8 protein-coding genes are annotated in these 22,847 nt (G+C 70.8%); all 8 read left to right on the top strand.

Translation table 11 applies throughout. From position 1 onward, the window contains the following. The first annotated feature begins 192 nt into the window (after positions 1-192). The 8 genes from JYJ93_RS30085 to JYJ93_RS30050 all read left to right on the top strand — a co-directional run bounded on the left by JYJ93_RS30085 (position 193) and on the right by JYJ93_RS30050 (position 22,740). Positions 193-3,786, top strand: a complete 3,594-nt coding sequence (locus tag JYJ93_RS30085; protein ID WP_206798014.1) for a tetratricopeptide repeat protein — start codon at positions 193-195, stop codon at positions 3,784-3,786. Beyond that, entirely contained in the window at positions 3,786-5,225 is a 1,440-nt protein-coding gene (gene gltE, locus JYJ93_RS30080; RefSeq protein ID WP_206798013.1) for an adventurous gliding motility TPR repeat lipoprotein GltE, read from the top strand. The genes JYJ93_RS30085 and gltE overlap by 1 nt, the downstream gene beginning before the upstream one ends. A 143-nt stretch (positions 5,226-5,368) precedes the next feature. Continuing rightward, entirely contained in the window at positions 5,369-5,638 is a 270-nt protein-coding gene (gene cglF, locus JYJ93_RS30075) for an adventurous gliding motility protein CglF (RefSeq protein ID WP_206798012.1), read from the top strand. 85 nt (positions 5,639-5,723) lie between these two features. After that, positions 5,724-7,685, top strand: coding sequence for an adventurous gliding motility protein GltG (gene gltG / locus JYJ93_RS30070; RefSeq protein WP_206798011.1), 1,962 nt, complete (start codon positions 5,724-5,726; stop codon positions 7,683-7,685). A 114-nt stretch (positions 7,686-7,799) separates the two neighbouring features. Next, positions 7,800-8,438, top strand: coding sequence for an adventurous gliding motility protein CglE (gene cglE / locus JYJ93_RS30065; RefSeq protein ID WP_206798010.1), 639 nt, complete (start codon positions 7,800-7,802; stop codon positions 8,436-8,438). A 34-nt stretch (positions 8,439-8,472) separates the two neighbouring features. Next, positions 8,473-8,670 carry a hypothetical protein gene (locus tag JYJ93_RS30060; protein ID WP_206798009.1) on the top strand — a complete coding sequence of 66 codons (198 nt, stop codon included), beginning with the start codon at positions 8,473-8,475 and terminating at the stop codon, positions 8,668-8,670. Next, positions 8,637-10,358 carry a DEAD/DEAH box helicase gene (locus JYJ93_RS30055; protein ID WP_206798008.1) on the top strand — a complete coding sequence of 574 codons (1,722 nt, stop codon included), beginning with the start codon at positions 8,637-8,639 and terminating at the stop codon, positions 10,356-10,358. Before JYJ93_RS30060 ends, JYJ93_RS30055 begins: the two co-directional genes overlap by 34 nt. Before the next feature lie 106 nt (positions 10,359-10,464). Next, positions 10,465-22,740 carry a tetratricopeptide repeat protein gene (locus JYJ93_RS30050; protein ID WP_206798007.1) on the top strand — a complete coding sequence of 4,092 codons (12,276 nt, stop codon included), beginning with the start codon at positions 10,465-10,467 and terminating at the stop codon, positions 22,738-22,740. Positions 22,741-22,847: the final 107 nt, after the last annotated feature.

Raw genomic sequence — 22,847 nt, 5'->3', positions numbered from 1 at the left:
TGTTGGCGCACAACGAAATTGAAGTTTTCCCGCCTGCTATCCGACGGACCGGACGTCCCGTCGTCTGAGTTGACCCGCCTTGCGCAAACCGCGCATAGTACGGGTCCCCTCATGGAAATTCCCGAAGATTCCCGGACACTTGCCAAGCAAGCAGGCATCCAGGGACGCCGGTTCCCCGCTCCTAGGAAGACCATGCGCCGCTCGCTACTCGTTTGCCTCGTTCTCCTGACTTCCATGGCTTCGGCCCAGGAGAAGAAAGCACTGCGCGACGCTGACCTGGGCAAGAAGTCCACCACCACCGTGGACAAGTCCCTCGCCGGCGACATCACGCGCCCGAAGGAAGCCCAGCAGGCCGCTCCCGCGCTTCAATATGATCAGTTCCGCCTGGGCGTGGAAGTGCAGGTCGCTTCCAAGCGCCGCGAACAGATCGAATCGCTGAGGAAGATCATCTCGCTGTCTCCTGATCAGAAGGAGGCCCCCAGCCTGCTGTTCCGCCTGGGTGAGCTCTACTGGGAGGAGTCGAAGTTCTTCTTCTTCGAAGCCAACCGGAAGGACGACGAGCTCATCGTCGCCATGAACCGCAACGACGCCGCGGGCCAGCAGAAGGCCAAGGCGGAGAAGGCGGAGTTGATGGCGAAGGTGAAGGAGAACGGCAAGTACGCCGTCGAGCAGTACACGAAGATCGTCCAGGAGTACCCGAAGTTCGAGCGCACGGACGAGGTGCTCTTCTTCCTCGGCCAGTACCTGATGGAGGACGGGCAGGACAAGAAGGCGCTCGTCGCGTTCAAGCGCCTGATTGAGAAGTACCCGCAGTCCAAGTACATCCCGGACGCGTACTTCGCCTTCGGCGAGTACTACTTCAACAACTCCAAGGGCAAGCGCCCGGAGCTGGAGAAGGCGCTCGCCGCGTACAAGAAGGCCGCCGAGTACCCGGAGAACCAGGTCTACGCCTTCGCCCTCTACAAGCAGGGCTGGTGCTACTTCAACATGGGCGAGTACGAGTCCGCGAAGGACAAGTACAAGACCGTGGTCCTCTACGGTGAGCTGGCCGGCGCCGGCGCCGTGGAGAAGGACGGCAAGGCCAAGGCGAAGGGCTCGCTGGTGCGTGAAGCGCGCAACGACTACGTGCGCGCCTACGCCCGCGAGGGTGACGTCACGCAGGCCCGCGCGGACTTCGGCAAGGTCGCCACCAATCCGGAAGACCGCTTCGCGATGATGAAGCAGCTCGCGAACCTGTACTACGGCGACGGCAAGGACCGCGAAGCGGCCATCACCTTCAACGCGCTGATCAAGGAGAAGCCGCTGTCTCCGGAGGCCCCTGGCTTCCAGGGCAAGATCGTCGACTGCATCCTGCGCATGGGCAACAAGGAGCGCACCGTGGCCCAGGTGCGCCGGCTCGTGAAGATCATGAAGGACGTGGAGTCCTCCGGCGTCATCAAGGACGACAAGGACAAGAAGGCGCTCGCGGAGGCGAAGGAGCTGTCCGAGCGCACGCTCTCCAACCTCGCCGTCACCTGGCACAACGAGGGCAAGAAGACGCGCAGCGAGGAGACCTTCAAGTACGCGGACGCCGTGTACAGCGACTACCTCACGCTCTTCCCGGAGAACCCCAAGGCGTACGACCTGCGCTTCTTCTGGGCGGAGCTCCTCAACGACAACCTCCAGAACTTCGAGAAGGCCGCCGCCAACTACACGCTCGTCGTCCTCCAGGACGCGAAGGTGCTGGAGGCCAAGGACGACAAGGGCAAGCCCAAGCCGGGCAAGCCGGGCAAGTGGCTGACCAACGCCTCCTACAACGCCGTGCTCGCCTATGACGAAGTCGTCAAGGCGGCCGAGGCGCGCGGCGAGGCCAAGTCCGAGTCCGCCGGCACGGACATCCAGAAGAAGATCGCCATCCCCACGCTGAAGAAGTCGCTGCTGGACGCGTGCGAGCGCTACCTCAAGTACGTCCCCAAGGGCGACAAGCGCGTGGAGATCGCCTTCAAGGCGGCGAACATCTACTACCGCCACAACCACTTCGACGAAGCCGTGCTGCGCTTCTCTGAGATCGCGCTCGGCTACCCCGAGTACAAGTTCGAGGACGGGCAGCGCGCGGCCGAGATCGCCGCCAACCTCATCCTCGACTCGTACAACCTGCTGGGCGACTTCGCGAAGGTCAACGAGTGGGCCCGCCGCTTCTACGCCAACGACAAGCTGGCCACCGGCAAGTTCCGCGACGACCTGGCGAAGCTGATTGAACAGTCGTCGTTCAAGCTGGTCAGCCAGCTGGAGGAGAAGAAGGAGTTCTCCAAGGCGGCCGAGGCGTACCTGAACTTCGTCCACGACTTCCCGCAGACGGAGATCGCGGACCTGGCGCTCTACAACGCGTCCGTCGACTACTACAAGGCGAAGAGCCTGGATAAGGCCATCGAGGTCCGCAAGCGCCTGTTCGCGGAGTACCCCCGGTCCAAGTACGTGCCGGACTCCATCTACGCGAACGCGGAGGCGCTGGAGGCCATCGGCGACTTCGAGGAGGCCGCGGGCACCTACGAACTCTACGTGCGCGGCTACGAGCGCAACCTGAACGAGAAGGGCGGCGCTCCGGCGGCGAAGGCCAGGGCGAAGAGCAAGGCCCGGGGCAAGTCGAGGCAGGCCTCCAACGACGACGCGCCCGCGAAGCCCGCGGTGGTGCAGAAGTGGGACGAGTCCAAGGCGCAGATCGCCCTGTTCAACGCGGCCACCTACCGCGAGGGCCTGGGCCAGCTGAAGGCCGCGCTCAAGAACCGCGAGCACTACATCGAGCTGTGGCCCAAGTCGAAGGACGCGGAGGCCGCGTTCCTGTCCGTCGTGGACCTGTACGTGAAGCAGGGCGCGTACATGAAGGCCATCAAGCTGCTGGAGGAGTACGAGCGCGACAACATGCGCTCCCAGAGCAAGTTCCTCATGGCCGAGGGCCGCATCGTCGACATCTACACGAAGATGCGGAAGGCGAACGACGTGCGCCGCATGAACAAGCGCATCTTCGAGTACTTCGACCAGTTGCCCCGCCGTCAGCAGACCGCGCTGGAGAAGCCGGCGCTCGCCGCCGCCGCGCAGGCGAACCTGCTGGCCATCGAGCCGGACTGGAACGAGTTCAAGCGCCTGAAGCTGTACTGGGGCGTGCCGCCGTCGCCGGAGCGCTTCAAGGGCTCGCTGGCCGACAAGGGCCGCGCGCTGGAGGTGGTGCAGAAGAAGTACGTGCAGACCGTGGCCCTGGGCGCCCCGGAGCCCGCCATCTGCGCGCTGCAGCGCATTGGCCTCGCGTATGACCACATGGCGGAGCTCGTCGTGAACGCGCCCATGCCGCGCGGCCTGGACGAGGAGTCGCAGCAGGCCCTGCGCGACGAGTTCGCCAACCAGGCCCAGCCGCTCAAGGACAAGGCCACGGAGGCCTTCTCCGGCGCGGTGGCCAAGAGCCGTGAGCTGGGCGTGTTCAACGACTGCGCCGCGGCGAGCCTGAAGATCCTCCGCACCACCTACGCCCCGGACCGCTACCCGGAGGTGCTGGAGGAGAAGCTCGCGCTGAAGAACAAGGAGCTGGTGCTGGGCGGCGACCTGTTGGCCGCCGTGCAGGACATCCCGCCTCCGGTCACCAAGGTGGAACCGGAGAAGCAGGCCAAGAGCGAGGCGCTCAACGAGGACCTGTCCGCGCTGACGAACGCGCTCCGCCAGCAGACCGAGTCCGAGGTCGCCAAGCCCGCCGCCGCGTCCAAGGACGGCGCCCCCAAGAAGACCGTTGATGATCAGGAGCCGGAGGACTTCCTCTAATGAATCGCCGCATGCACCCGTTCCGCCCCCTCCTGCTGGCCACGCTGGCGCTGACCGCTGTCGGCTGCTCCACCACGCAGACCAACACCCCGGCCGCCGTCGCCAAGCCCGTGGCCGCCCCCACGGGCCCGGTTTCCATCTCCAACCGCGCCATGCTGCTGTTCGATGACGCGGTGAAGTCCTTCGACGCGCAGAAGAAGGCCAAGGCGTTCGACTACCCGTCGCTGGAGCGCAAGTTCAAGGCCGCCCTGGAGGCGGACCAGAACCTGGCCGAGGCCGAGTACAACCTGGGCGTCATCGCCGAGCGCATGGGCAAGGCCGACGAGGCCAAGGCCCGCTACGCGGCCGCGCTCACCAAGAAGCCGTCCCTGCGCCAGGCGTCCGACAACCTGGCCATCATGAAGCAGAACGGCGGCGACGTGGCCGGCGCCGTGGCGCTCTACCAGGACGTGCTCACGCGCTACCCGGATGACGCGGGCTCGCGCGCGCGGCTCGCGGAGATCTACCGGCAGAACAACGACCACGACAAGGCGATGGAGCTGTCTCGCGCCGCGCTCATGCGCGACCCGATGAACACCAACGCCCTCAAGGTGATGATCCGCAGCTACCTGGACCGCAAGCAGCTGGCCATGGCGAAGCTCGTCGCGCTGCGCGCGGTGAAGCTGGACGGCACGGATCCGGAGCTGCACCAGGCCGTGGGCCTCATCCTCCTCAAGGAGGGCGACAACGAGGGCGCGCGCCTGCAGTTCAAGAGCGCCCTTGAAGCGAAGGCGGACTACGTGCCCGCGCACGTGGAGCTGGCCCAGCTGGCGCTCAACGCGGAGGACTTCCCCGGAGCGGAGGAGCACCTGCGCCGCATCCTGCAGTCGGACGGCAAGAACGCCGCCGCGCACGTGGACCTGGGCATCGCGCTCAAGGGCCAGGGCCAGTACGACAAGGCCATGCAGGAGTACGACGAGGCGGAGAAGCTCAACCCCGACCTGGGCGCCACGTACCTCAACCGCGGCATCATCCTGCACAAGGTGAAGGACGCCCCCGAGCGCGCGGTGGAGCTCTACAAGAAGTACGTCGCGCTCGCCGGCGGCGAGGTCGCGCTCAACGCTGAGTCGCCCGTCTTCGGGCTCATGCGCGAGGCGGAGAGCATCGTGCAGGCCAAGCGCGAGGCGCAGGCCGCGGAGGCCCAGGCCAAGCAGATGGAGGCGCTCCAGGCCCAGCAGCAGGCCGCGATGAAGGCTGAAGAGGCGAAGCAGAAGGGCCAGACGCCCCCGGGTGGCGCGACGCCCGCGTCCGGCACCGGCACCGCCCCGCAGGCCACGCCGGCCTCGGGCACGGGCGCGCAGCAGCCGGCCGCCACTCCGGCGGGTGGCACGCAGACGGCCCCTGCCCAGAAGAATGCAGCACCGGCGGACTCCGACGAGCCCACGGACGACCTGCTGTGATGTGGGAGACGCCCGCCAGTGGCTTCACGCTGGCGGCGCGGCTCGGGAAGATGCGAACCTTGTGAGCCCCTCGCTTTTCTGAGGCGGGGGCCCACCATGCGGAAACACCAGTGGGCCTTGGGAAGGCCCCACGTGGAGGCAGGATGCGGAAGTGGCTGATGCTGTGCATGACGTTGTCGGTGGCCCCGGCCTTCGCCCAGGACGAGGGCGGCGGCGCGCGGGGTGGTGAGGGCGGCGGCGCGAAGATGCAGAAGACGACCAGCGTCGACTTCGAGGACGACACCATCGAGGGTGACCTCACGAAGCCGGATGGCGAGTACGTCGAGGCGCGCAAGACCGTGAAGCACTCCAACCTCATCCGCATCCGCGAAGACTTCGAGGACAAGGTGATGCAGTCCGTGGGCGAGCTGTAATCCCCCCACCACGGATTGAATCAACGGCGGGAACCTTCCGCCGGCACCGTTGTCCAAGAGCGCCAAAGCCTACCGGGAGCCCTCCATGGCCGTACCCCTGACACTCAAGGTCTTCAAGGGCGACACGCTGGTCGCCTCCAAGGACTACGAGCGCGACATCATCAAGATTGGTCGTCTTTCCTCCGCGCACCTGTGCCTGGAGGACGACAAGGTCAGCCGCATCCACTCCGTCATCGAGGTCGCCGCCGACGGCTCCATGTCCATCATCGACATGGGCAGCGTCGAGGGCACCTACGTCAACGGCAAGCGCGTCAACAAGGGGCAGGTCTCCTTCGGTGACGAGGTCCGCGTGGGTGGCACCACCATCCGCCTGGAGAACCCGGCCGCCGTCGCCGCGGTGAACCTGGCCGCCGCCGTCGCGCAGGCGGACGCGCCCACGGACAAGAACCCCACGGTCGCGCCGGTGGCCCCCGCCGCCGCCATCGCGCAGGCCGTCGCCGCGCCCGCTCCCGTGGCCGCCGCGACCGCGCCCGCCGCGACGCCGGCTCCCGCCGCGCTGGATGCGTCCGTCGCGCCCACGCAGAAGAACGCCGTGGCGCCCGCGCGGGCTCCCAAGGCCCCCGTGCGGGAAGAAGAGCACGAGGAGCAGGAAGCCGCGCCGCGCGTGCGCACCGTGCGCAAGACCAAGTCCAACGGCCCGCAGGGCGTGTCGCTGCGCCTGCTCTGGGGTGACCAGCGCGTGGGCGAGTTCTTCGTGCCCCCCGGCGCGAAGAAGGGCTTCACGGTGGGCAGCGCCAAGGGCGTGGACTTCGTGATGGGCGACTCCAAGCTGGGCGCCCCCTCGTTCGAAGTGCTGCGCACCGACGGCCAGTCCTTCACCGTGCGCTTCGCGCGCAAGATGAAGGGCGAGCTCACCCGCAAGGGCGAGACGCTGGACCTGGAAGCGGTGATGGAGTCCGGCAAGGCCTCCCAGGACGGCGACGCCTACGGCCTCACGCTGGAAGCGGACGACTTCGTCTGGGTGGACCTGGGCGGCCTCACGCTGGAGGCGCAGTTCCAGCCGGTGCCCAAGCGCGTCGTCGTGCCCTTCGGTGAGAACATCGACTACACGGCGCTCAATATCTTCCTGGTGATGTTCTTCATCGCCACCGGGTTCGTCATCCACTCCATGAACCAGAGTGGGGAAGGGGACGAGTACGCGGATGAGCTCGCGGGCAACGACGCGCGCATCGCGAAGCTGATCATCAAGCCTCCGGAGACCCAGAAGAACAAGTTCCTGGAGAAGCTGAACCAGCAGAAGGAGAAGAAGTCGGGCGAGATGGCCCAGAAGCAGCGCGGCGACGAAGGTCAGATGGGCAAGAAGGACGCGCCCAAGGCCAACAACCGCACCGCGCCCAAGGGCGACCCGAACAAGAAGGACGAGGCGCGCGCCCTCACCGCGAAGATCTTCGGCGGCGGCAAGGGCGGCATCTCCACCATCTTCGGCAAGGCGGGCCTGGGCGGCGAGCTCAAGAGCGCCATGGGCAACATGTTCGGCGCCAAGGCGGGCGACGCGGGCGGCTTCGGCGGCATGGGGCTTCGCGGCAGCGGCGGCGGTGGTGGCGGCACCGGTGACAGCATCGGCATCGGCGGCATCGGCACCAAGGGCCGTGGCGGCGGCAGCGGCAGCTACGGCACCGGCGTGGGCACGCTCGGCGGCAAGCAGAGCGTGGACGTGGGCATCACCTCGTCGGATCCGGAGGTCATGGGCTCGCTGGACAAGGAGCTCATCCGCCAGGTCATCCAGCGCAACCGCGGGCAGATCCGCTACTGCTACGAGAGCCTGCTCAACCGCTTCCCCAAGCTGGGCGGCAAGGTCTCCGTGAAGTTCATCATCAGCGCCAACGGCTCGGTGGCCACGTCCAACGTCGCGCAGTCCACGGCGGGCAACTCGGACCTGGAGACCTGCGTGGCCGGCCGCGTGCGCACCTGGAAGTTCCCGGAGCCCAAGGGTGGAGGCTCCGTGATCGTCACCTACCCGTTCATCTTCAAGCAGGCCGGTGACTGACGTAGAATCAACACATCCGTGACTCGCGCGGGCGGTTCTGGACACAGGGCTGCCCGCTTCTTCACTTCAACCTCCCGCCCCCGCGGGAGGCATGCCCCCCACCAGGCCGCCTCCATGCAGAAAGTCCTTGCTCCTCTTGCCCTGAGCGCCGCGCTCCTCCTTCCCGCGATGGCGGGCGCCCAGGACACCCCCAGCGCCGGTTCCGCGATGCAGGACCGTCCCGCGGTGACCTTCAACGAGGTCGAGCGCGGGGTGTACTTCGGCGTGTACGGCGGTCCCTCGTGGATCACCAACCCGCCCGCGGACTCCGGCCCGCGCCCCTTCTCCTCCGGCCAGATGGCCCAGGTGGAGCTGGGTGTGGACCTGGGCGAGCGCCTGTCCCTGGGCGTCTTCTTCATGGGCTCCGCCAACCGCGCGGGCTCGGAATACGTCGGCTACTCGCAGGGCGCCGCGTCCGGTGACTTCACCATGCTGGTGCCCGGCGCCGTGCTGCGCGCCCGCCTGGTGGGCTTCGCCGACAGCCAGGAGGTCAAGCGCACCTGGATCTACGCCCGCGCCGGCGTGGGCTACGCGATGTTTTCTCCCAAGAAGCTCCTCCCCGATTCCGACATTCTTGTGTTTGCCGGGCCCGGAGTGGAGTACTACACGCGGCTGCGCCACTTCTCGGTGGGGCTGGAGGTCGTGGGGAACTACCTCGCCTCCAAGGGCGCCTTCGGGTTCGCGGTGGCGCCCAACATTCGCTACGCGTTCTAGCGGGAGATTCACGTGGCTCAGGAGAATGGAAGCGGTGGATCGCGTCCGGGTGGACGCGGTCCGAACGGGGGCGCGCCGGGCCAGGGGCCCCGTCGTGACGGACCGGGAGGCTTCGGCGGTCGTGGCGGTCCTGGCGGTGGCCGGGGTGAAGGGCGCGGCCGGGGTGAAGGCCGTGGCCGTGATCGCGACGCCGGCCCGGTGGGGCCTGGCCAGCGGGTCATCGCCGAGCTGAGCGTCCTGGAGAAGGCCCTCTCGAAGAACGACTTCCCGGCGGAGAAGGGTCCGCTGGAGGCCATCGTCCGCTCGCTGCGGACCATGAACCTCAAGTCGCTCGAGGACCTGGATCTCAACACGCGCGGCCGCCTCATCACCACGCTCCTGCGCGTGCAGCGTCAGTCCAAGCCGCCCCAGCCGGAAGCGGGCGCGGAAGCCGCGGCGCCAGAGGCAGCGGCCTCCACGGAAGCCGCGCCCACGGAGGCTCCGGCCGCCGAGGGTGCTGCTCCGGCCGAGGAGGCCGCGCCGGCCGAAGGGAGCGCGCCCGCCGAGGCCGCCCCCGCGAAGCCGGCGGTGGACCCCGCGAAGGAGAAGTACGACGGCTGGGTGGACGTGATGTCGCTGGTGGGCCGCGTCTGGCGCGCCGCGGGCGACGCGGACCGTTCCCAGGCGGCCTTCGCGCTGAGCGGCCGTGAGCCGACGCCGGAGCCCGCGGCCCCGGCCCGTGAGGAGCGCGCGGAGCGTCCTGCTCGCGGTGACCGTCCGGAGCGCGGCGAGCGCCGGGACCGGGGTGAGCGCCCCGAGCGTGGCGACCGTCCTCCTCGCGGCGAGCGTCCGGAGCGCGGCGCGGCCGGTGAGCGGCGCGAGCGTCCTGCCCGGGGCGAGCGCCCCGAGCGTGGCGAGCGTCCTGCGCGCGGTGAGCGCCCCGAGCGCGCGCCGATGCCGGAGCTGACGGGCGACTGGAAGGAGCAGGCGACCCAGCTGGAAGCCATGGGCCGCACGCGCGACGCCGCGCGCCTGCACGAGCGCAACAACAGCTTCGCGGATGCCACCCGGCTGTTCGAGGCGGGCGGTGACCTGAAGAGCGCGCTGCGCACGGCGCTGTCCGGCCAGGACAACGACGCGGCCCGTCGCCTCGTGGGCACGCTGCCCGCGGAGCAGATCGGTCCCACGCTGGAGAAGGCCGGCGCGTACGAGCTGCTCATGGAGCACTACGTCGCCAAGGCCGACTTCGAGAACGTCGCCCGGCTCTACGAGCGCGCGCGGCAGTTCGACCAGGCGGCCCTCGCCTACGAGCGCGCGAACAAGCTGACCCTGGCGCGCAAGGCGTACGAGCGCGCCCGGGACCTGGCGAGCGCCAACCGCATCCGCGGCCTGGAGGTGAAGGCCCTGGTGGAGCGCGGCGACCGTCTGGGCGCGGCGACCCTGCTGGTGGCCGTGGGCCAGCGGCGCGAGGCGGTGGAGGTGCTGAGCCCCCTGCCTCCGCCGAAGGCGTTCCACTTCATGCAGCGGCTCACCCTGGAGGACGAGGCCAAGGAACTCGCGAAGCGCGAGCTGGCCCGCGCCGAACAGGAGCAGAAGCCCGCCGGCCGCGCCCGGTGGCTGGAGCTCCTGGGCGACATCACCGCCGCCGCGGAGACGTGGACGCAGGCGGGCCGCAAGGACAAGGCGCTGCCTCTCTACGAGAAGCTCGGTGGGGAGCACCTGCCCCGCGCCGCGCAGCTCGCGGAGGAGCTGCAGCAGCGTGACAAGGCCATCGCCCTGTACACGCAGCTCAACGACAGCGCCGGCCTGGAGCGCGCGAAGGCCCTCCCCGAGGCCCCCGCGACGCCCCCCGCGGACAGCAAGGCGGACGCCGACGACGTCGAATCCGCGGCGGCACCGACGGAAAATGCTTCCTCGGCTGGTGAGCAAGAAAGCCAATAATTCCCGCCGGTTGACAGGTTTTGCATGATTGCCCGGGGGCGCCCGCGGCCGGTACACTCCGGCGGCTGGCGCCCTCGTTTCATTCCCCCTTTGGCCAACGAGCATCATGGAACAGCCTTCCGCCCCTGCGCGTCCCACGCTGCGTGTGACCGACGACCGCTCCTTCGTTGAAACCGAAGCGGCCCTGGAGAAGACGGGCCGTGTCGAGGAGCTGATCCGCCTCTACGAGGGGCGCTCGCGGGACGTTCCCACCGAGGAGGCCGCGCGCCTGCTGTGCCGCGCGGCGGAGCTGGCCCACGAGCGTCAGCGCAACGCGCAGCGCGCGGAGGATCTGCTCAAGCGCGCGCTGCTGGTCGCCAGGGACCCGATGCCCGCGCTGCGCGGTCTCAAGCGACTGCATGAGATCCGCCAGGACTCGTCGTCGTTGGTGGACGTGCTGGAGCGGCTCGGCGCCGCGACGCAGGGCGAGGAGAGCGCGGGCCACTACCTGAAGGCCGCGGACCTCTACGAGCAGAAGCTCTTCCGGCGCGACCGCGCGGTGTTGTGCCTGCAGCGCGCGGCGCGGGTGAAGCCGGACCGCGCGACGTTCCGGCGCGTGCGCCAGCTGCTCCTGTCCGAGGAGCGCTTCCAGCCGGCGTTCGAGGCGCTGCAGCGCGAGCGCGCCGCGCTGGGTGACGCGGGCATGGCGGAGGAGTACGCCGCGCTCGCGGAGCGGCTGGTGGACGACCCCACCGAGCACGCGCTGGCGCAGCAGGTGCTGGACGTGGCGCGGGAGCTGGATCCGCAGAACGCGCGCGCGGACAAGGCCATCCGCGCGATGCAGCGCTTCGAGCAGGTGTGGCGCGACAAGGTCCGCATGCTGCGCGGCATGTCGCTGGAGGAGCGCGACCGCAAGAGCGCCGCGCGCCTGTCTCTGCTCGTGGCGAAGCTGTTCGCCTGGTACGACCCGGGCTCCGCCGGCAAGGTGAAGGAGGCGCTGGACCGCTGCTTCCTCCTGTGGCCGGGCATGCCGGAGGCGCTCACGCTCATCGAGCGGATGGCGGGGCGCGCGGGCGATTACGGACCGGCGCTCGCGCAGCTGGAGGCGATGGCGGGCGAGGCGCGCGACCGCACGGCGCAGGTGGACCTGTGGCTGCGCGTGGGCACGCTGAAGCTGGGCCGGATGAACGACGCGGCCGGAGCGCTGGCCGCCTTCGAGAAGGCCGTGGCGGCGGATGCGTCGCGCGCGGACGCGGCCAGCCTGGCGGCGGAGCTGATGCTGGGCCAGGAGCGCTACGCGGACGCGGTGGCCACGCTGGAGCGCTACCTGGGCACGGTGAAGGACCGCGCGCAGCAGGCCAGCCTGCGTCTGCGCCTGGCGGACCTGTGCATGCAGCAGTTGCAGGACGCGGACGCGGCGCGCGCGCACCTGGAGTCTGCGCTCAAGCTGGAGCCCACCAACGCGCTCGCGGCCTTCCAGCTGTCGCGCCTGCTGGCCGAGGACGAGAAGCTGGACGAGGTGCTGCCGCTCCTGGAGCTGGCCATGCTCGCCCCGCGTCCGCGCGCCGAGCGCGTGGCGTTCTGCGAAGCGCTGGCGCTGATGTTCGAGGAGCAGGAGAACGAGCGAGGCGCCTTCGAGGTGCTGGCGCGCGCGCTGGAGCTGGAGCCGGGGCGGCCGCTGCTGCTCAACACGGTGGTGGAGCACGCGGAGAAGGCCAACGCGCAGCCGGCGCTGGCGCACGCGCTCTTGCGCGCGGCGCAGGGGGCGACGCCTCCGGCCGTGGCGGTGGCGCTGTGGCGGCATCTGGCGCAGCTGCTCCAGGGCCCGCTGGCGGACCCCGTGCGGGCGGAGGCCGCGTGGCGCGAGGTGCTCGCGCGCGCGCCGGGTGACTCCGCGGCGAGCGAGGCGGTGAAGTCGCTGCAGGCGGCCGCGGCGCTGGCGGATGATCCGAAGACGCGGCTGGAGACGGACATCGCCCGGCGCGAGGCGGCGGGTGCCTCGCCCGTGGAGCTGGAGCCGCTCGTGCGTCAGTGGGTGCAGCTGGCGCCCGAGGACACGCAGGCGGTGCAGCGGCTCCAGGCGCTGTGCGTGGCGCTGTCGAAGTTCGAGGAGGCGGCGGCGCTGGCGGGGAAGCTGGCGACGCTCTCCGAGTCGCAGCTGGAGCGCAACGAGTGGACCGCGCGGCAGGCGAAGCTGTACGCGGAGCGGCTGAACCGGCAGGAGGACGCGGCGGACCTGTTCCTCGCGCTGCTGGCGGAGAACGTGTCCACGGGCGTGGTGGTGGGCGGCCTGGAGCGGCTGGCGGCCGGGGGCGTGCGCACGGCCGCGCTGACCGAGGCCCTGGCGAACCACTACGGCCGCACGGGTGATCACCAGCGGCAGGTGGCGGCGCTCCAGCAGCAGCTGGACTCCACGACGGACGCGCCCGCGCGCAAGCGGCTGCTGACGGTGCTGGCCGGCATCCACGAGAAGCAGCTCGCGGACAGCCGCGCGGCGTTCGACACGCGGCTGCGCATGGTGCGCGAGGAGCCGAAGGACGAGTCGGGACGCTCGGAGACGGCGCGCCTGGCCCGCGACCTGTCCGCGCACGCGGAGCTGGGCCGGGTGCTGCGCACGCTCGCCACCGAGTCCGAGGATCCCGTCCTCGCCGTGCAGCTGCTCTCCGAGGCGTCGATGCTGGCGGAGGAGGGCGGGATGGCGGCGGAGGCCATCACGGCGCTGGAGGCCGCGCTGTCGCGCTCGCCCGAGTCGCCGCAGGTGCTCCAGCGCCTCGTGCGGCTGTACGGGCGCGCGGGCCGCTCCGCGGACGCGGAGACGCTGCTGCGCAAGCGCATCCACGCCACGCGCGGGCCGGAGCGGTTGGACCTGCTCCTGCGGCTCGTGGACCTGAACGTGGAGCTGGGCCGTCCGCAGCAGGCCGCCGAAGCGCTCCAGTCCGCCATCACGCATGGTGGCGAGGAGGGCCGGCACCTGTCGCGCCTCGCGGAGCTCTACGAGAAGGCCGGCATGCAGCGCGAGCTGGGGGACACCCTGGCGCGGATGATCGGCCTGGCGGAGACGGCCGGTGACGCGGACCACGTGTCCCGGCTGAAGCTGCGCCGCGCGCAGTTGCTGCAGGGCTCGCAGGACGGCAGCGCGGAGGCGGTGCAGAGCTACGCGGACCTCCTGCGGCAGCGCCCGTCGGATCCGGACGCGCTCTCCGCGCTGGAGGCGATGCTGGCCTCGGGGCCCTCGCGCGAGGCGGCGGCGCGCGCGCTGATTCCGGCGTACGAGCGCACGAAGGAGCACCGCAAGCTGGTGGCCACGCTGGACGTCCTCGCGGAGGTCGCGCGCGACGACGCCGGCCGGGTGCAGGCGCTGCGTCACGCGGCCCAGGTGCACCTGGCGCACCTGCGGCAGCCGGAGCTGGCGTTCGCGTCGCTCGCGAGGGCGATGCGCCTGGCCCCATCGGACGCGGGCCTCAGGGCCGCCGCGCGTCAGGCCGCGGAGGACGCGGACGCGCTCGACAGCTTCGCGGAGATCCTCTCCGAGCTGACGGAGGAGGGCGACGTGGGCCCCGCGCGCGCGGCGCTGCTGCGCGAGCTGGCGGAGGTGCAGGAGAAGAAGCTCGACGACCGGCCGGGCGCGGTGAAGGCGCTGCGCGCGCTGCTGGAGCTGGAGCCGGGCAATCTCGACAGTCTTCGGGCGTTGCAGCGGCTGCACCGCGCGGGCGAGGAGTGGGCGGCGCTGGCGGAGGTGCTGGAGAAGCTGGCGGCGGCCATCCAGGAGCCCGCGGATCAGCTCGTGTGCCTGCGCGAGGCCGCGCTGCTGCATGAGGCGAAGCTCACCGACAAGGAGAGCGCGGCGTCCGCGTGGCGCGCCATCGCGGAGCGCGACCCGGCGCAGCGCGAGGCCGCCACGGCGTTGGATCGCCTCTACACGGACCTCAACCGTCCCAAGGACCTGGCGTGGACGCTCACGCTGCGGCGCAACCAGGAGGGCCAGAGCCCGCAGGGGCGCGAGGTGTCCTTCCGCCTGGCGGAGCTGCTGCGCACGGTGCTGGACGACGCCAACGCGGCGCTGGGCCTCTACAAGCGCATCCTCACCGAGGACCCCGGCCACCCGGGCGCGAGGGCCGCGCTGGAGGCCTGGGTGAAGGCGGCCGTGCCCATGAGCGGCGCGGCGCTGGAGGTGCTGGACAAGGTGCTCGCGCAGGTGGGCGACCATGCCCGCCGCGTGGCGCTGCGCGAGACGCGGATGGAGTCCGCGCTCACGGTGGAGAAGATCATCCTCGCCGGAGAGGTCCGCCGCATCTACGAGCGCGACATGCAGCAGCCGTCGCTCGCGTTCATGTCGGCGGTGAAGGCGTTCGCCAACGACCTGGACCGCGAGGGCGTGCGCCCGGATCTGGAGCGGCTGGCCCGCGAGACCGGCAGCCACGAGGTGCTGGCGGAGATCTACGAGAGCGCCGCGGTGGATCTCACCGCGGGAGACCCGGCCACGCTGGACCTGCTGCGCCGCGCGGCGGAGCTGCGTGAGAGCCTGGACCAACCCGAGGAGGCCACGCGCCTCTGGAAGAACCTGCTGGCGGACGCGCCGCAGGACCGTCAGGCGCTGGAGGCGCTGTCCCGGCTCTACGAGAAGGGCCAGAACGCCAAGAGCCTGTCGGAGGTCTACGCCCGTCAGGCGCAGCTCTCCACCGACCCGGAGGCGCGGCTGGGCCTGCTGCTCAAGGCCGGCGAGGCCTACGCGAGCGCGGGCGAGGACGCGAAGGCCATCGAAGTGCTCCGCTCCGCGCTGGCCATCCGCAAGGTGCCCGAGGGGCTGCTGGCGCTCGACAAGCTGTACGCGAAGACGCGCCACTTCGTGGAGCAGGCGGACGTGTTGGAGCAGCTCTCCGAGCTCGCGCCGGACGAGCCCGGGCGCCGCGCGTACCTGCTGCGCCGCGCGCAGTTGCTGGAGAAGGAGGTCGGTCCCACCGAAGCGCTGCCGGTGTACCGCCGGCTGCTGGAGCTGTCGCCGGGCGACGGCCAGGTGGTGGCGGGCCTGGAGCGCCTGCTCGCGCACGACGGTCCCCGCCTGGAGGCGGCGCGGTTGCTGGAGCCCGTCTACCGCGGCCTCAACGACACGCGGAAGCTGGTGGACGTGCTGGAGGTGCTGCTGCCGGGCGTTCCCCCGGAGAAGCGCCTGGAGCGGCTGCAGGAGATCGCCGTCCTGCGCGAGGGCCTGGGCCAGACGTCGCTGGCCTTCGTCGCGCGCCTGCGCGCGTTCAACGAGCTGCCCGCGGAAGCCGGCGTGCGCGACGAGCTGGAGCGGCTCGCGGCGGACTCGGGCTCCTTCGAGGAGGTGGCGGCGGCCTACGAGGACCAGCTGGAGCGCGACCCCGCGGAGCCCCTTGCGGGCGACCTGTGGCGGCGCCTGGCGTCCATCTACGACAACCGCCTGAAGCGCTACGACCTGGCGGTGCGCGCCCTGGAGCAGGTGAGCCGGCGCGACCCGATGAACAAGCCGGTGTTGGAGGCCATCGCCCGCGTGCACCGCCGCACGGGCGCGCACCGGGAGCTGGCGCTCGTCATGCGCCGGCAGGTGGCCGCGGAGACGAACGCGTCCTCGCAGATCAACCTGCTCTTCGAGCTGGCGCACCTGGCCGAGGAGACGCTGGCGGACAAGTCGCTGGCGGCGCAGGCGTACCGCGAGGTGCTGGAGCGCCGGCCGGAGAACGCCAACGCGCTGAAGCTGCTGGGCCGCGTGCTCGCGGACATGGAGCGCTGGGCGGAGCTCGCGCAGCACGTCGAGCGTGAAATCCAGATGGCGGACGCGCGCGACGCGCAGGAAGAGGCGTCCGACCTGCGCGTGCGCCTGGGCCGGCTGAAGGTGTCGCGCCTGGATGATCCGCGCGGCGCGCTGGAGCTGTACCAGGCGGTGCTCGCGCGGCGCGCGGGCCACCCGGGCGCGGTGGGCGCGCTGGAGGAGCTGGCGCGTTCGGAGAGCCCGCTGCGAGGCGCGGCGGCGAGCGCCCTGGAGCCCGTCTTCGCGTCGGTGGGCAACCACCTGAAGCAGGTGGAGATGCTGGAGTCGCGCGCCTCCGCGGAGCCCGTGCCGCAGGAGCGGGCCGCGCTCTTGCGCCGCATCGCGGAGATCTACGCCACCGCGCTGGAGAACGCGGAGATGGGGTTCCTCTCCGCCACGCGCGCGCTGCGCGAGCTGCCGGAGGATCCGCGCTCGCTGGAGCTGTGCATCCAGCTGGTGGACAAGGCGGAGGCGCCCGAGGAGCTGTGCGCGGTGCTGACCGAGGTGGCCCCGAAGGCCAGCGACGCGGCCCGCGCGGAGCTGTACCGCGCGCTCGCCCGGATGCAGGTGGACCTGGGTGAGCCGGCGGAGGCGCTCCAGTCGTGGAAGCGCGTGCTGGAGCTCAAGCCCACGGACAACGAGGCGCTGGATGGCACCGCGCGGCTGGTGGCCTCGACGGGCCGTCCCTCGGAGCTGCTGGAGGTGCTGCGCCGCCAGCTCGCGCTGTCGGAGGAGCCGGCGCGGCGCGCGGCGGTGCTCCACCAGATTGGCGCGTTGCAGGAGGAGCAGCTCAAGGATCCGCTGGGCGCGCTGGCCACGTTCCGGCGGCTCCTGGAGCTCCAGCCGGACGACGCGGTCGCGCTCGCGCGCATGGACAGCCTCTGCCAGAAGCAGGAGCGCTGGCCGGAGCTCGCGGACGTCCTCGCGCGGCGCATCGCGCTGATGCCGCCGGAGGAGGGCCTGGAGCTGAAGTTCCGCCTGGCGACGGTGCGCGAGTCCAAGCTGCTCGACAAGGCGGGCGCGCTGTCGCTGTTCGGCGAGGTGCTGTCCATGCAGCCCAACCACCCGGGCGCGGTGGGCCGCATGGAAGCCATCGTGGCGCGCGAGCCGCAGAACCTGCTCGCGGTGGAGACGCTGCTGCGCGCCTTCCGCGCGAGCGGCGACGTCCAGCGGCTGGCGCAGTTGATTGAGACGCGCGTGGGCGTGTCGCCGGACGCCATCGAGCGCAAGCAGCTGCTCGGCGAGCTGGCCACGCTGCGCGAGACGCAGGGCGAGGGCGAGCTGGCCTTCCTCGCGCTCTACCGCGGCTTCAAGGAAGACCCGAACGACAGCGAGGTCCGCCGCCGCCTGGAGAACGCCACCGACGTCGCGGGCAGCTACGACGAGCTGGTGGTCCTCTACGAGGAGGCCCTGCCGCGCATCGCCGAGGCCGCCGACGCGGCCCAGGTGTGCCTCAAGCTGGGCCAGGTGCTGGAGACGCGCCTGCGCGACCCGGACCGCGCGGTGTCCTACTTCGAGCGTGCGCGCACGCTGCACGCGTCGGTGCAGCAGAGCTCGCTCGTCGCGTTGGACCGGCTCTACCTGCATCTGGAGGCGTGGCCGGAGCTGGCCGGCGTGCTGGAGGCGCTGGCCACCGGAGCGACGCAAGCCGCGGACAAGATCGGCTTCCTCTTCCGCCTGGGGCAGCTCTACCAGGAGCGGATGGACAGCCCGGACCGCGCCGCGGGGGCCTACGAGGCCATCCTCGCGCTGGATCCGTCGCACCTCGCCTCGGCGCGGCTCCTGGAGGGCATCTACGAGGGCGCGGGCGCGTCCGAGAAGCTCTACGCCATCCTGAAGCTCCAGGCGGACAAGGTCACCGGCAGCGAGCGGGACCGCGTCCTGGGCAAGATGGCGCAGGTGTCGGCCGAGGGGCTGTCGGACCTGGGCCGCTCCATCGACCTGTACCGTGAGCTCCTGGCGAAGAACCCGCGCAACGAGCAGGTCTTCAACGCGCTGGAGTCGCTGTACGAGCGCGCGGGCCGTCCGCAGGACCTGCGCGAGATGCTCGAGGGCCGGCTGGCCATCACGCTGGATCCGCGTGAGGTGGTGCGCCTCAACGAGCGCCTGGGCCGCGTGGTGTACCGCCTGCTCAAGCAGCCGGAAGCGGCGGTGCCGTACTTCAAGGCGGCGCTGGACCGCGACGCGCGCCACCGCGGCGCGCTGGACACGCTGCGCGAGCTGTACGACGAGACGGGCCAGCGCGAGGAGCTGGTCGGCGTGCTGCGCCGCCTCATCCCGCTGCAGGACAGCAGCGACGGCGTGAAGGCGCTCCGCCTGCGGATGGCGGAGGTGCTCGCGGGCATGGGCCGGCGCGAGGAGTCGCTGGACGCGGCCCGCCGCGCGCTGGAGGTCGAGCCGCACTCCGTCTCCGACCTGGAGCGCGTGTACGCGCTGTCCGTGTCCCTGCGCGCGTGGAACGACGCCGTGCGCGCCCTGGAGCTCAAGGTCCAGGTGCACCTGGCGTCCGAGGAGCGCGACCCGGCCATCGCCGCGTACTTCACGGTCGCGGACCTGTGGGAAGGGCAGGGCGGCAAGCCGGAGCTGTCCGCCGGCGCGCTGGAGAAGGTGCTGGAGCTCGACCCCGCCAACCGCACCGCCTACGAGCGCGTGTGCGCGCTGTACCGCGCGAACAACGACTGGCGCGCCTACGCCACGGTGATGGACCGCTACATGCCCCACCTCGTCACCGACGAGGAGAAGATGGCGGCGCTGCGGGAGATCGCCCGGGTGCAGGAGGAGCGGCTGGGCCAGAAGGACGTGGCCTTCCTGGCGCTCTGCCGCGCGCTGCAGCTGGACGCGGCCGAGGACGCGCTGCGCGAAGAGGTGGAGCGCCTCGCGGACGAGACGGGCAGCCACGAGGAGCTGGCGGCGGTCTACGAGGAGGTCGCGGACGAGCTGCCCCGCGGCCCGCTCGCGGAGCGCATCTACGCCACGCTCGCGCGCATCCACGACTCGCGGCTGGATGATCCGCAGGCGGCGGAGGCCGCGTTCCGCAAGATCCTCGAGTTCGACCCCACCAACGCCACCGCGCTGGACGGGCTGGCGGCGGTGTTCCAGCGGCGCGGCCGCGACCGCGAGTACGTCGTCGCGCTGGAGCAGAAGCTGGAGGCGGCGGGCTCCATCGAGGCGCGCAAGGGCATCCTCAAGGAGATCGCCCGCGTCTGGGACGAGACGCTGGACGACCCCACGGAGGCCGCCAGCGCCCTGTTGCGCGCGCTGGAGCTGGAGCCGGACCTGGAGACGCTCGGCGTCCTCACGAACCTCTACCGTCGCGGCAACGCCTTCCGCGACGTGGCCACCACGCTGCTGCGGGCCCGCGACCTCGCGGCGTCCAACGAGGAGCGCGCGCGCATCCAGGTGGAGGTGGCGACCGTCTACGAGCGCGACCTCAAGGACGACGAGTCCGCGGTCTCCGCGTTCCGCATGGCGCTGGAGTTCGACCCCTACAACCGCGAGGCGCTGGAGTCGCTGGAGCGGCTGCACACGCGGTTGGACCAACCGGCGGACCTGCTCGCCATCTACGAGCGGATGCTGGAGCTGTCCCAGGACTACCGCGAGAAGGTCCGCGTCCTCTTCCGCAGCGCGACCATCTGGGAGGACACGTACCAGAACCCGGCCAACGCCGACGCGTGCGTGGAGGGCGTGCTCTCCATCGACCCGCAGAACGTGCCGGCCATCAAGTCCCTCATCCGGCTGCGCCGCGCGCAGTCCCGCTGGGAGGACCTCCTCCTCGCGTACGAGCGGCAGCTCGCGCTCGCCACCAGCCCGCAGGAGCAGGCGGAGCTGTACGTGGACATGGGCAACGTCCTGTACCAGAACCTCAAGGCGGTGGACCGCGCGGTGAACAGCTACCACGCGGCGCTCGCCACGGACCCCGAGTCCCGTCCCGCGCTGCACGCCCTGGGCAACCTCTACGAGCGCAGCGGCAACTGGCCCTTCGCGCTGGAGATGCTCCAGAAGGAAGCGCAGGTCGTGGGCAGCGACCCCAAGGCGGTGGAGTTGTGGCACCGCCTGGGGAAGATCAACGAGGACATGCTCGCGGACATGGCGAGCGCGCGGAACGCGTACCAGCAGGCGCTCGCCATCGACCCGGGCCACCTGCCCACCATCCGCGCCCTCAAGGGCATCCAGGAGCAGGAGCAGGACTGGAGCGGCTACGAGCAGACGCTGCTGCAGGAGGCGCAGCAGACGGATGATCCGTCCGCCAAGGGCAAGGCCCTGCTGGACGTCGCGCGCTACCACGCGGAGACGCGCGAGGACCGCGACACGGCCACGCCCTACTGGGAGGAGACGCTCAAGCACATCCCGGACAGCCTGGAGGCGGCGCGCCCGCTGGCGGACGTCTACATCGCGCGCGAGGACTGGTCGTCCGCGGAGCGGATGCTGGACATCGTCACGCGCAAGATGGCGGAGAAGGCCATGGCGGAGAAGGACCCCGCCATCGCGCAGGACCTCTGCCGCCAGCTCTACCGGCTGGGCTACGTGACGGAGAAGCTGGGCCGCCGCGACAAGGCCCTGTCCTCGTACGAGAAGGCCTACGGCCTGGACGCCACGTACCTGCCCGCGCTCGAGGGCTACGGCAACCTGCTGGTGCAGGCGAAGCGGTACGAGGACGCGCTCAAGGTCTTCCAGACCATCCTCATCCACCACCGCGAGGAGCTGACGGACCTGGAGGTCGTGGAGGTCTACTGGCAGCTGGGTGACGTGCACGCCGCGCTCGGCCAGACGGACCGCGCGCAGAACCACTTCGAGAAGGCGCTCGCTATCGACCCGCAGCACGAGCAGACGCTGCGCGCGCTGGTGGCGCTGATGGACAAGGCGGGCAACTACGACAAGTCCGCGGAACTGCGCCAGGAGCTCGTCAACAGCCTGGAGGGCGAGGCCAAGGTCAAGGTCTACCTGGAGCTGGGCCGCATCGCGCGCGACGAGCTGCACGACCCGTACATGGCCATCGACGCGTTCACCGGCGCCCTCAAGACGCAGCCGGACGCGCCGGAGGTGATGGACGCTCTCTACCGCCTGCTGCGCGAGACGCGTCAGGGCCAGAAGGCCGCGGATGTGCTGGGACGCATGCTGGCGCTGCCCGCGCTCGCGCTGGAGCCGCACAAGGCCAAGCGCGTGTGGTTCGCGCTCGGCGAGATCCGCCGCGACGAGCTGAAGGACGTGGAGGGCGCGACGCAGGCCTTCAACGCCGCGCTCGACCTGGACCACCGCTTCGTGGAGGCCTTCAGCGCGCTGGAGGCGATGCTCGGCGGCGCGCGCCAGTGGAAGGTGCTGGAGGAGAACTACACGCGCATGCTCGCGCGTCTGCCCAAGACGCCGGACACGCACCCCGCGCGCATGACGCTGTGGCGCGCGCTGGGCGACCTGTACCTCCAGGTGCTCAAGCACCCGGAAGGCGCGGTGGCCGCCTACGGCGTCGCGGCGAAGGGCCTGCCGGACGATGCCTCCATGCAGGAGACGTTCGCGGAGGTCGCGGGCCAGATGCCAGGCCGCGAGGAAGAGGCCATCGTGGCGCTGCGCCGCGCGCTGCCGAACACGCAGAATCCGCGCAAGGTGGTGGGCCACCTGGTGCGGCTGTCCGCGGTGCGCAAGGACTACGACACCGCGTGGCTCGCCGCGCAGGCGGTGTCGGGCCTGCTGGGGGAAGCGGGCGAGGACGAGCAGGAGATCCTCACCAAGCTGGGGCCCTACGCGAAGAAGAAGGAACTGGCGCAGCGTCCGCTGACGGACCGGCTGTGGCAGACCGCGCTCTTCCACCCGAAGGTGCGCGGCCCGCTGTCGGAGCTCTTGGGCCTGCTCTTCGAGAAGGCGGGACACCTGTACGCGGTGCCCTTCCCGCAGTACCAGCTGGTGCCCAAGCGCCACCGCATCGACGTGGCCACGGCACAGGAGTACCACGTCAACCACTACCGCTACGTCGCGCGGCTCTTCGGCATGGAGGCGGTGGAGCTGTACTCGCCCTTCCTCGTGGCCACGCGCGAGCGCTTGGCGAAGCGCTCCAACGAACCGGCCCCCGAGCCGCTCGTGAACGTGGATCTGCTCCAGACGCATCCCGCGTGTGTGCGTGTGGGCGGCAAGTACTTCGCGGAGCAGGGGCAAAAGGAGGTGTACTACCTCCTGGGGCGCACCCTGGCCCTGGCGCGTCCGGAACTGGCGTTCAGCCAGCGCGTGGCGCCCGAGCGGCTGGAGGCCGTGGTGCAGGCGGCGCTCAGCCTGGTGGTGGGCAACGTGCGCTACACGGTGGATCCGCGGCTGGTGGACGTGGAGCGGCAACTGCTCCAGAAGAGCCTGAGCGAGCCGGACCGGGCGGCCCTGGCGAAGGTGGCGAGGGCCTACCTGCCCACGGCGACGCCGCAGGATGTGCGCACGTGGCTGGAGGGCGCGGAGCTCACCGCGTCGCGCGCGGGCCTCTTCGCCGCGGGCGAACTGGAGCCCGTGCGCCGCATGGTGCAGGGCGAGACAGGGTCCGCCTTCCGGGTCGCCCCGCGCACCAAGCTGCGGGAGTTGCTGGTGTTCGCGACCTCCGAGGACCTGCACGAGCTGCGTGTGGCCGTTGGCACACACGTCGAGGTCCAGGTGCGAAAGTAAGGCCCTCAGACCGCGACGAGGGTTCACGCGTTGAAAGCAGGCGGGCGTTCAAGGCAGGTGTCCTTGATCTCCGCCGGTGGCCACTTCTACGATTCGGACGGGATTTC

The sequence above is a fragment of the Corallococcus sp. NCSPR001 genome, assembly GCF_017309135.1.
Lineage (GTDB): Bacteria > Myxococcota > Myxococcia > Myxococcales > Myxococcaceae > Corallococcus.
Note: the sequence above shows the minus strand (reverse complement) of the source record. Positions and strands in the feature narration are given on the sequence as shown.

Coding starts and splice junctions, on each gene's coding strand:
- JYJ93_RS30050 (WP_206798007.1), top strand. CDS start 10,465: ATGGAACAGCCTTCCGCCCCTGCGCGTCCCACGCTGCGTGTGACCGAC.
- gltG (WP_206798011.1), top strand. CDS start 5,724: ATGGCCGTACCCCTGACACTCAAGGTCTTCAAGGGCGACACGCTGGTC.
- JYJ93_RS30085 (WP_206798014.1), top strand. CDS start 193: ATGCGCCGCTCGCTACTCGTTTGCCTCGTTCTCCTGACTTCCATGGCT.
- gltE (WP_206798013.1), top strand. CDS start 3,786: ATGAATCGCCGCATGCACCCGTTCCGCCCCCTCCTGCTGGCCACGCTG.
- cglE (WP_206798010.1), top strand. CDS start 7,800: ATGCAGAAAGTCCTTGCTCCTCTTGCCCTGAGCGCCGCGCTCCTCCTT.
- cglF (WP_206798012.1), top strand. CDS start 5,369: ATGCGGAAGTGGCTGATGCTGTGCATGACGTTGTCGGTGGCCCCGGCC.